This window comes from Thiomonas sp. SCN 64-16, from assembly GCF_001725585.1.
GTDB classification, from domain to species: domain Bacteria; phylum Pseudomonadota; class Gammaproteobacteria; order Burkholderiales; family Burkholderiaceae_C; genus Thiomonas; species Thiomonas arsenitoxydans.
Map to the genome: position 1 here is coordinate 1 of NZ_MEGQ01000075.1, position 8,814 is coordinate 8,814.

General features: G+C 66.0%; 11 protein-coding genes. 6 read left to right on the forward strand and 5 right to left on the reverse strand.

Features of this window, described 5'->3' with window-relative positions:
* Window positions 1-75: 75 nt before the first annotated feature.
* The gene (locus tag ABT24_RS14745; RefSeq protein WP_423837821.1) at window positions 76-450 is read right to left on the reverse strand and encodes a LysR family transcriptional regulator; all 375 of its coding nucleotides are present in this window, start codon (window positions 448-450) and stop codon (window positions 76-78) included.
* A 111-nt stretch (window positions 451-561) separates the two neighbouring features.
* Between ABT24_RS14745 and ABT24_RS14750 the strand changes: the two genes are divergently transcribed.
* Window positions 562-1,062: a YybH family protein gene (locus ABT24_RS14750; RefSeq protein ID WP_013123621.1), complete on the forward strand. Its 501-nt coding sequence runs from the start codon at window positions 562-564 to the stop codon at window positions 1,060-1,062.
* A 125-nt stretch (window positions 1,063-1,187) separates the two neighbouring features.
* A complete protein-coding gene (locus tag ABT24_RS14755; RefSeq protein WP_013123620.1) occupies window positions 1,188-2,363 on the forward strand; it encodes a YbfB/YjiJ family MFS transporter in 1,176 nt (391 codons plus the stop codon).
* A gap of 40 nt (window positions 2,364-2,403) precedes the next feature.
* Here the strand turns inward: ABT24_RS14755 and ABT24_RS14760 are convergent, their stop codons facing one another.
* On the reverse strand, window positions 2,404-3,276 hold the full coding sequence (locus ABT24_RS14760) for an ArsR/SmtB family transcription factor (protein ID WP_232054274.1): 873 nt from the start codon (window positions 3,274-3,276) through the stop codon (window positions 2,404-2,406).
* Between ABT24_RS14760 and ABT24_RS14765 the strand changes: the two genes are divergently transcribed.
* Window positions 3,275-4,615 (forward strand): MFS transporter, encoded by a 1,341-nt coding sequence (locus tag ABT24_RS14765; protein ID WP_156054209.1) that lies wholly within the window; start codon window positions 3,275-3,277, stop codon window positions 4,613-4,615. The two genes, ABT24_RS14760 and ABT24_RS14765, sit on opposite strands and share 2 nt — an antisense overlap.
* Here ABT24_RS14765 and ABT24_RS14770 read toward each other — a convergent pair.
* Complete coding sequence (locus ABT24_RS14770; protein ID WP_156054210.1) at window positions 4,604-5,188, reverse strand: TetR/AcrR family transcriptional regulator; 585 nt, start codon at window positions 5,186-5,188, stop codon at window positions 4,604-4,606. The two genes, ABT24_RS14765 and ABT24_RS14770, sit on opposite strands and share 12 nt — an antisense overlap.
* A 74-nt stretch (window positions 5,189-5,262) precedes the next feature.
* Here ABT24_RS14770 and ABT24_RS14775 point away from each other — a divergent pair, with 74 nt between their 5' ends.
* Complete coding sequence (locus tag ABT24_RS14775; protein ID WP_156054211.1) at window positions 5,263-5,613, forward strand: darcynin family protein; 351 nt, start codon at window positions 5,263-5,265, stop codon at window positions 5,611-5,613.
* A gap of 74 nt (window positions 5,614-5,687) precedes the next feature.
* Here ABT24_RS14775 and ABT24_RS14780 read toward each other — a convergent pair whose 3' ends face one another.
* The gene (locus ABT24_RS14780; protein WP_276730634.1) at window positions 5,688-6,074 is read right to left on the reverse strand and encodes a winged helix-turn-helix transcriptional regulator; all 387 of its coding nucleotides are present in this window, start codon (window positions 6,072-6,074) and stop codon (window positions 5,688-5,690) included.
* Between the two features lie 119 nt (window positions 6,075-6,193).
* Between ABT24_RS14780 and ABT24_RS14785 the strand changes: the two genes are divergently transcribed.
* Window positions 6,194-7,210, forward strand: coding sequence for a zinc-binding alcohol dehydrogenase family protein (locus ABT24_RS14785; RefSeq protein ID WP_156054213.1), 1,017 nt, complete (start codon window positions 6,194-6,196; stop codon window positions 7,208-7,210).
* Window positions 7,211-7,349: 139 nt separating this feature from the next.
* Here ABT24_RS14785 and ABT24_RS14790 read toward each other — a convergent pair whose 3' ends face one another.
* Window positions 7,350-8,225, reverse strand: a complete 876-nt coding sequence (locus ABT24_RS14790) for a LysR family transcriptional regulator (protein ID WP_013123615.1) — start codon at window positions 8,223-8,225, stop codon at window positions 7,350-7,352.
* A 99-nt stretch (window positions 8,226-8,324) separates the two neighbouring features.
* Here ABT24_RS14790 and ABT24_RS14795 point away from each other — a divergent pair.
* Window positions 8,325-8,814: YeeE/YedE thiosulfate transporter family protein (locus tag ABT24_RS14795; RefSeq protein WP_286738162.1), on the forward strand; the 490-nt coding region annotated here is incomplete at its 3' end.

The following is an 8,814-nucleotide window of genomic DNA, read 5'->3' on the forward strand; positions in this document are numbered from 1 at the left end:
CCCGTGCCTAAAAAAGCAGCAGGGTAGGTGGAACACCCGGGTCAATTTTGCGTCGGCATAACCTTCAAAAGTGGGTCAATTTTCGTTCGGCACGAACACCTCGGGATGACGGCGATGGAACTCCGCCAGCGGCAACGGCAAGCGGCTCGCGGCCACGCTTTCCATTGCGCCCAGCCGCAGTCGTCCGCCGATGCCGTCCTGGCGCACCGCGGCACGGGCGGCCTCGGCGAGGTCGAGCAGGCGCCCGGCATAGCCCAGCAGCGCATCGCCGGCCGCAGTCAGACGCAGTACGCGCCCCTCGCGTTCGAACAGCGCCACGCCCAGCGAGGTTTCCAACTGGCGGATGCGCGCGGTGATGCTCGATTGCGCGCGGTGCAGGCGCAACGCCGCGCGGCCGATTCCGCCGGCGTCGACCACGGCTTGAAAGGCTTCCAGTTCACGCAAATCCATGATCGCTTTTTCCGATGTGTACGCTCTGAATTATTCGCTTTTATAGCTGAATTCTGGCACCTAATATGGTGTCAACCCTAAAAGACATCGGGTCAAAGAAAGGAAGCAGCCATGCCAACATCGCAGATGCTGTCGCGAACCTACGGCCGCGGCGCAGCCGACCGTCGAATCGAGGCGCGTGAGCCATCCCTTGAGGGCGCGCGTGCCGCGCTCGAATGTTTCTACTTCGCCTTCAACCAGCGCTCGCTGGACGCATTGGAGGCCGTATGGGCGCCAGGTACGCTGATCTCGCTGGACAATCCGCTGGGCGGGATCATGCGCGGGCTCGACGACATCCGCGCGCTGTACCGGCGCATCTTCAGCGGCCCCGCGCAGGTGTGGGTGGAGCTCCACGATGTCGTCGAATATGTGGGCGATGACACCGTCGTGTTCGCGGGTCGCGAGCGAGGCGAATTCACGCGTGACGGTCGCACGGTACCCCTGGCGATACGAACCAGTCGCGTGTTCCAGTATTTCGGTGGCCCACTCGGCTGGCGGCAGGTACACCATCATGGATCGATCGATGACCCCGAGGCGTTGGCGCGGTACCAGCAGGCTGTCCGGGGGGCATGATCGACGCGCGTGCACCTTGACTCCGCCCTGGCAATGAGCGGACCAACCAACGGGTTGCGGCGACGGTCCGCTGCGCGGCACGCCGCTGAACCAGAGCATTCTGCAATTCCCCTGTGGACACCTCCATGAACACCCCTCTGCGCAATGCCCTGACCGGCATGACCGTGCTCGCCATCGGCATCGGCATCGGCCGGTTTCTGCTCACGCCGCTGCTGCCGATCATGCAGGCCGATGCCGGGCTGAGTCTGGTCGGGGGCGGCTGGCTGGCCTCGGTGAACAATATCGGCTATCTGGCCGGGGCCTTGCTGTGCACCGTGGTGGCCTTGCCGCAGCGGCAGGTGCTGCGCTGGGGACTGGTGGCGATTGCGCTGTCCACCGCGGGCATGGGACTTGCCCATGGCATGGTGCCGTGGCTGGCCTGGCGCCTGCTGGCAGGCGTCGCGGCGGCGGTGCTGATGGTGCACGGCATCGCCTGGAGCATGCGTCGCGTATCCGCACCGGTGGCGCATCCTCTGCTCGAAGCACTGGTGTTCACCGGCCCCGGCGTCGGCATCGTGGCGAGCGGCGTGGTGGTGGCTGGATTGCAGCCCCTCAGGGTGGGTTCGGCGGCGAGCTGGATCGGCTTCGGTCTGGCCTGCGCCGGGGTGATGGCGCTGCTCTGGCGCACGCTGGGCCATGCGCCCGAAGCAACCTCGGCACAGGCCGACGCGGCAAGCCCGGCGCAGCCCATGGGGCCGGCCTGGGCACTGATCGCCGCCTATGGCCTGTTCGGTTTTGGCTATGTCATCCCCGCCACCTTTCTGCCGGTCATCGCCGGCGAGCATCTGCACCTGCCCGCGCTGCGCGAGTGGTTCTGGCCGCTGTACGGTGCGGCGACCGTCGTTCTGACCCTGCTGTTACCGCGCCTTCTGCGGCACATCGACAACCGCTCCGTTCTGGCGGGTGCTTTTGTTGCGATGATTGCGGGCACCACGCTGATTCTGGTCTGGCCGAGCATTCTCGGCCTTGCGCTGGCGACCGTGTTGACCGGCAGCATGCTCATGCCCATCCCCATGGTGGTGATGCGCGAGGCGCGGCTGCTGATGCCGCATGACCACACCCGCCTAGTCGCCGCGCTGACCGCCGCGTTCGGCGTCGGGCAGATCGTCGGGCCGCTGACGGCGGCATGGCTGGCTGCGCGGCAGCACAGCTTCGATGCGCCGCTGTTGCTGGCGGCGCTGGCGCTCCTCGTCGCGGCCACTCTTGCCCTGGTGCGGACGCGCGGTGCCAGGATTCCCACGGCCCGCAGTGTGGGCGAGTAACAGACTCCTGCTGCCGTCGATGCGTGAGCGCCGGCGGCGGTCAGCGCGGTGACTCGGGTCGGGCGCCCGCTCGATGCGTCGACACGGATTCGGCGTCGCCTGGCCAGGTGATTCCAAGCCAGTCGCGCAACCCGCGCCCGCCTGTTTCCGTCACGCTCACCGCGCGGCTGTCGAGGTGATGCCGCACCCAGCCGAGTTCCAGGCATCGGCGATAGATCGCCACGCCAACGGGGCCGCTCAAATGATGGCGGCGCTCGCTCCAGTCGATGCAGGTCTTGCTCACCGGCTGGTGGCGCAGGGCGCGCGTGTCGAGGCCGAAGTCTTCCAGCAAGTGGATGCCACTGGGGCTGAAGCGGGCGAGGTCGTCTTCGATGTGCAGGCCGTCACGCGCGATCAGCGCATCGCAGATCGAAACCCCCAGTCGTCCGGCGAGGTGGCTGTAGCAGGTGCGCCCGGCCTGCAGCAGCGGATCGACGCGCGAGCTTGCCGCGCGCGCCGGGTTCTGCGCCGCCACCAGCATCAACGATTCCAGCAGCGCCGCCACCTGCGCCGAGGCCAGCCGGTAGTAGCGGTGGCGGCCCTGCTGCTTCGCCTCCAGCAGACCCGCCTCGCGCAGCGCGCCGAGATGCCCGCTGGCGGTGGCCGCGCTCACCCCGGCACAGGCCGCCAATTCGCCCGCAGGCAGCGCCCGGCCATCGCCCAACGCCAGCAGCATGCTGGCGCGCGCGGGTTCGCCCACCAGCGCGGCGATGCGGGCGATGTCGATGTCGTGGGTCATGGTGAGTTTCCGGTTTTGCGGCTTGCTGGAGCGCGATTGTGAGCGCAGCACGCAGCCCATGCTTCGGTCTGCGCCGAAGCGTGACGATGCACGCACCGCGACGATGACGGCATCGCCACTCGATTCCGATGCCATGACCAACGCCCATGCTGCACCCACCGATCGCCGCGTCATCCTGCTCATTCTCTGTCTCGCGGTGCTCATCGCCCAGGTGGATACCTCGGTGGTCAACCTCGCGGTGCATGCGATTGGCGTCGGCTTACATGCGCCGCTGCCCGCGCTGCAATGGGTGTTGGACGGCTACAACCTGAGCTACGCCGCGCTGCTGATGACCGGTGGCACCCTGGCCGATCTGCTCGGGCGGCGGCGCGTGCTGATGGCCGGTGCGGCGGTGTTCGTGCTGGGTTCCTTGCTCGCCGGCCTGGCGCCCAATATCACCGCGCTGATTGCCGGACGCGTGCTGGCGGGCATCGGCGCGGCCATGCTGCTGCCCGCCAGCCTGGCGCTGATCCGCGTGATCTGGGACGACCCGCACGAGCGCGCCCATGCCATCGGCGTGTGGGCCGGGACCAATGGCGCGGCGCTGGCCATCGGCCCGACGCTGGGCGGCTGGCTGATCCAGACGGTGGGCTGGCGCAGCGTGTTTCTGCTGATCGTGCCCATCGGCCTGGCGGTGCTGCTGTGGGCGCCGCGCGCCATCCCCGAGTCGCGCGATGCGCAGGGGCGGCGCGTCGATCTGCCGGGGCAGTTGTTCGGCGGCCTCGCGCTGGCCGCGCTGGCGGTGGCCGCCATCGTGCACCGTCTGCTGCTGCCCGCCGTGGCGGTGGCACTGCTGGCTGCGCTGTTGTTCGTGCGCGCCGAACGGCGTGCGGGAACGGGCGCGATGATTCCGCTGCCGCTGTTGCGCAACGCACGGCTGGCCGCGGTGAACGGCGTGGCCGCGGCGATGACCTTCGGTATGTACGGCGTGCTGTTCCTGCTGCCGCTGAACTGGCTGCGCGCAAACGTGCTCGACGCCACCGGCGCGGGACTGGCGCTGCTGCCGATGTCGCTGGCCTTCGTTGCGCTGTCGCACCGCTCCGGGCCGTGGAGCGTGCGTTACGGCATGCGGCGGCTGATGGTGGGCGGCATGGCGCTGATCGGCGCGGGCATCGCCGTGCTGGCGTGTTCACACGCGGGACAAAACCTGTGGCTGGCCGAAACCGGCCTGTTGCTCACCGGCGTGGGCATGGCGCTGAACACCGGCCCGGTGCTGGCCAGCGCCGTGGCGGCGGTGGAGCCCGCCCGCGCCGGCACCGCCTCGGCCATGATCAACACCGCACGCATGGTCGGCGCCACGCTGGGCGTGGGCGTGCTGGGCAGCGTGTTCGCGGCGGGCGGCAGTCCGCCCGCAGGCTTCACGCTGGCGATGGGTCTCGGCGTCGTCGTGGTGTTCGCGGGCGCGGTGCTGGCGTTGCGAAAGTCAGATAGGTAAGCCCAAGTATCCGAATACCGCGCGCGCCACCCGTTCCCTCAGAGCGTCTTGATCGGTTTCACCTGCGAGACCCGCTGCGTCGATCATGCCCTTGGCCATCGCCACCACGTCGCCTGCCTCGACATCAGTTCTGCCATATCGCTTCAACAAGCCCGCTACACGCGCCACGATGCTTCTCGCCAGATCGCTGGTCTCTTGGTTCATGGGAAGGATCGTTTCGACATACTCCAACACTCTTGCCAATCGCGCGCGTTGCAACTGGTGCTCCACGGCGACACGAACGAGTGCATGCAGATCGTCCGCCAATGACGCCCCAGGGTTGGATGACAAGTGCGCGATGGCCCGCAGCAACTGCTCGCGTTCTCGGCGCAGGAGTTCCGCCAGGATGGATTCCTTCCCTGGGTAGTACTGATACAGCGAACCGATGCTGACTCCAGCTCGCATGGCCACCGCATTGGTCGTCAAGGCATCGAGTCCAGCGCTCTCCAGAATGCGAGCAGCGGCCTCCACGATGGCATCGACCATCGCCTTGGAACGATGCTGTGCCGGGCGTTTACGCGGGGTGAGTGACATGGGCAGGAAGCGAGTAGCCAATGGGAGCGTCTGATCGCATGATTTCCCCTGTCGATTCACTCAGGAGAACATCGATGACCAAACCTCAGACCTATTCTTTTTTCATGCTGCTCAAAGCCACCCGACCTTGGCTGGACAAGGCACCGCCCGAACGATTTGCCTACGTCAAGGACATTGTGAATCCGATTCTCGAGGCCCATCCCGCAGTTTCCATGCGATTCTTCGACTCGGAGTCTTACTCTGCGAAGGTGTCGGATGTGGCGCTCTGGGAGACGCCCGATCTGGTGGCGTATCAACAGGTGATCAGGAAGCTGCGCGATACCCTGTTCTGGAATTACTACTTCGAAGTACTAGACATTATTCCGGCCGTCGAGGAAGGATATGCGGCTTACTACGACATGGCGCCGTTGACGGCCCGGCAGTGAATTCAATGGCCAGCGGGCGGCATGCGTTTCGATGCCGCCTCTTGTCTGCCGTTTCTCTGTCATTTCTGTCAGCTTCACGGGCTCTCCAAACCGACCCTTGCGACCGGAAGAGGGGAGCCAACCCGGCCGTAATCGGCCATCTCGATATGTGCCTCCCCCCACGCCTTCAGCGCCGCCATCACCGGTTGCAGGCTGCGGCCGCGCGCGGTGAGGCTGTATTCGACCTTGGGCGGCACCTGCGCATACACCTTGCGCGCGATCAGGCCGTCGGTCTCCAGCTCGCGCAACTGGTTGGTCAGCATGCGCTGGGTGACGTTGGGCAGACGGCGGCGCAGCTCATTGAAGCGCAGCGTGCCGTCCAGCAAGTGGTGCAGCACCACGCCCTTCCACTTGCCGTCGATCAGGCTAAGCGTGGCTTCCACCACGCAGCCAGGGCTGCAATCCAGGCGGCGATGGCGCATGCGCGGCATACAGTATCCTTTTCAACACTATGTGCACAATATGTGCGTACTTGTTCAACAGCATGGTAAGCACTACGGTTCTCCTGCGCAATTCGCCGCATTCAAACCAGGAGAAACCCATGCGTGCCATCGGCTATCAAACCCCGCTGCCCATCGACGCTGCCACGTCGCTCGTCGACATCGAACTGCACGGCCTCCAGCCGAGCGGCCACGATGTGCTGGTGGCCGTCGAAGCCATTTCAGTGAACCCCGTCGACGTGAAAGTGCGCGCCAGCAGCGCACCACCCGCGGGCGAGTGGAAGGTGCTGGGCTGGGACGCCGCGGGCACCGTGCTGGCCACCGGCCCCGAGGCCACGCGCTTGCGCCCCGGCGACCGCGTGTACTACGCGGGCGACATCACCCGGCCCGGCACCTACGCCGCGCTGCATTGCGTGGACGAACGCCTCGTCGGCCACATGCCCGCCAGCCTCGACTTCGCCCAAGCCGCGGCGCTGCCGCTGACCGCCATCACCGCGTGGGAGGCGCTGTTCGACCGGCTGGACGTGCGTCGCCCCGTGCCCGGCGCCGCGTCCGCGCTGCTCATCATCGGCGGCGCGGGCGGGGTGGGCTCCATCGCCACGCAACTTGCGCGGCAACTGACCGGACTCACCGTCATCGCCACCGCCTCGCGTCCCGAAACGCGCGACTGGGTGCAGCGCATGGGCGCCCATCACATCCTCGATCACAGCCAGCCGCTGGCACCGCAGCTGCAGGCCCTCGGCCTGGGCGCACCCGCCTTCGTGTTCAGCACCACGCAAACCGCGCGGCACCTGGCCGACATCGCCGAACTGATCGCGCCGCAAGGCCGCTTCGCGCTGATCGACGACCCCAAGCAGCTCGACATCATGGCGTTCAAGCGCAAGAGCGTGTCCGTCCACTGGGAGTTCATGTTCACCCGCTCGATGTTCGCCACCGCGGACTTGGCTGAGCAGGGCCGCCTGCTCGACGAGGTGGCGCGGCGGGTGGATGCAGGCCAGCTCAAGACCACGCTCAACACCCGCCTCGGCCCGATCGACGCCGCCACCCTCAAGCGCGCGCACGCGCTGGTGGAGACGGGCAGCAGCATCGGCAAGGTGGTGGTGGAGGGCTGGGAGTGATCGCAACAGCGTGACGGGGCCTGGGTGAAGAGTTGCCGCAACGCAAGGCGAACGCGTTGGACGCACAGCGCGATCAGATGTCGCGAGTCGAAGACCGCCCATGGTCGTCATGCCGAAGTCGATGTGTGGCCCGCCTCGATCAACGTTGGCCCGGCTCAAGCTCGGGGCTGCTCTGAAAAGCTTCACCCAGGTAACCCATGACTGCCCGCACGGTCTCCGAACGCCTGAGATCCCGGTGAGTGACCAGCCAGATGTCGCGCGAGAAAGGAGCGCCCGATTCATCGAGTCTGACCAATTGCTTGTCGGCATCACCAAGAAAGCAAGGCAAGCCTGCGACACCAGCGCCTGCGCGAGCTGCGATGAAATGGCCACTGATGTCGCTCAGCTCGCAACTCACGGGACGTTGCCCGGCGATGTTTAGCAGCCATTTCTGCTGGGGCATGTCAGCAAATTGCTCGTCGTAGGCGATGAAGGTCCAGTGGCTGGGATCGTGCAAGGCCGGGTAATGGTGGCTGGCATACAGCGCGAACCGCATGCGGCCGATACGGCGGACGACATTACTGGATTCCTTCGGGCGTATCAGCCGCAATGCCACATCTGCTTCCCGGCGGCTCAGTGACACTTGGCGCGCTTCAGCAGTGACGGAAAGTTGGATGCCTGGATAAGTCGTCTGGAAATCCGCCATGCGGGTTGCCAGAAAATGCGTAGCCAACACGGGCGGCGCGCTGAGCGTGACCTTGCCACTCAAGGGTGCTTGAGTCGCACGGGTATGCCGTTCGATGGCGAAGGCAGTGCTTTCCATGGCCTTGGCCTGCTCAAAAACCTGAATGCCGACCGGCGTCAGGCGACAGGCACGCGGCAGACGCTCGACCAAGACGACTTGCAATTCGTCCTCCAGTGCCACCAGCCGCCGGCTGACAGTGGCGTGGTCCACCCGAAGTGACCGCGCCGCGCCAGACAGTGTTCCAGCGTTGCCCACGGCAAGGAAATGGCGCAGATTCTCCCAATCGAACATATGTGCGTTTTCTCAAGTTTGAGTTGCAATTTTAGAGAATTTACGCACAGATTGTCGAGGCCTAGCATGCCTCTTGTTCAAGGCTTCGGATGGCTAAAAATGTCTTCTTCGTCTTCCCCACGTGGCACGCTGATTGCGGCTGCGCTTGGCTTCGTCGTGGTGTTGTTGGATGTCAGCGCAGTGAATGTGGCGCTTGGTGCATTGCACCGTGATTTCGCTACCGCCGTGGCGGGGCTGCAATGGCTGCTGCACCAAGGTCTGCAGCCCTCGCACCCACCGTATCTGTCGCCGCAGTTCCCCTGGGGGCGCTACGTGCTCGGTGGCTTGCTGTTCGGCTCGGGTATGGTGCTTGCGCGCGGCTGCCCGCTGCGCACGCTCGTGCTCAGCGCGCAAGGCAGTGTGCCGGCCCTGTTGTCGCTGGGCGCGATGAGCGTCGCCGCCTTCGCGATGACCAGCGGCTTCGTGTTCAACGACTGGATCGCGCCTTGGATCCTGCGGCTCAACCTGGACCTGGGCCGCTGGGGATGGCAGAGCCAGGGACTCGATGCGCTGCTGGGCCTGCATGGCGGGCAGGCCCGCGCGCTGCTCG

Excerpts from the sequence above, each read along its gene's own strand:
- ABT24_RS14745 (WP_423837821.1), bottom strand. The coding sequence starts at position 450 with ATGGATTTGCGTGAACTGGAAGCCTTTCAAGCCGTGGTCGACGCCGGC.
- ABT24_RS14750 (WP_013123621.1), top strand. The coding sequence starts at position 562 with ATGCCAACATCGCAGATGCTGTCGCGAACCTACGGCCGCGGCGCAGCC.
- ABT24_RS14755 (WP_013123620.1), top strand. The coding sequence starts at position 1,188 with ATGAACACCCCTCTGCGCAATGCCCTGACCGGCATGACCGTGCTCGCC.
- ABT24_RS14765 (WP_156054209.1), top strand. The coding sequence starts at position 3,275 with ATGACCAACGCCCATGCTGCACCCACCGATCGCCGCGTCATCCTGCTC.
- ABT24_RS14760 (WP_232054274.1), bottom strand. The coding sequence starts at position 3,276 with ATGGCATCGGAATCGAGTGGCGATGCCGTCATCGTCGCGGTGCGTGCA.
- ABT24_RS14770 (WP_156054210.1), bottom strand. The coding sequence starts at position 5,188 with ATGTCACTCACCCCGCGTAAACGCCCGGCACAGCATCGTTCCAAGGCG.
- ABT24_RS14775 (WP_156054211.1), top strand. The coding sequence starts at position 5,263 with ATGACCAAACCTCAGACCTATTCTTTTTTCATGCTGCTCAAAGCCACC.
- ABT24_RS14780 (WP_276730634.1), bottom strand. The coding sequence starts at position 6,074 with ATGCGCCATCGCCGCCTGGATTGCAGCCCTGGCTGCGTGGTGGAAGCC.
- ABT24_RS14785 (WP_156054213.1), top strand. The coding sequence starts at position 6,194 with ATGCGTGCCATCGGCTATCAAACCCCGCTGCCCATCGACGCTGCCACG.
- ABT24_RS14790 (WP_013123615.1), bottom strand. The coding sequence starts at position 8,225 with ATGTTCGATTGGGAGAATCTGCGCCATTTCCTTGCCGTGGGCAACGCT.